Consider the following 281-nt stretch of genomic DNA (forward strand, 5'->3'; position numbering starts at 1 on the left):
CAAAGATTTAGAAACAATTGTAGGTGTACAAACTGAAAATCCATTCAAACGTTAAATGCAACCATTCGGTGTTATTCGTATGGCGAAAGCAGCTTGTGAAGCTTACGGTTACGAATTAGACGAAGAAACTGAAAAAATCTTTACAGATTATCGTAAAACACATAACCAAGGTGTATTCGATGCATATTCTAGAGAAATGTTGAACTGCCGTAAAGCAGGTGTAATCACTGGTTTACCTGATGCATACGGGCGTGGACGTATTATCGGTGACTATCGTCGTG

1 protein-coding gene is annotated in these 281 nt (G+C 38.8%); it reads left to right on the forward strand.

What is annotated here, in order from left to right; genetic code table 11:
- Positions 1-55: 55 nt before the first annotated feature.
- The coding region (locus GUI70_RS25565; protein ID WP_272952929.1) for a pyruvate formate lyase family protein at positions 56-281 on the forward strand (226 nt) is incomplete at its 3' end.

The organism is Deinococcus alpinitundrae (assembly GCF_009982895.1).
GTDB lineage: Bacteria > Deinococcota > Deinococci > Deinococcales > Deinococcaceae > Deinococcus > Deinococcus alpinitundrae.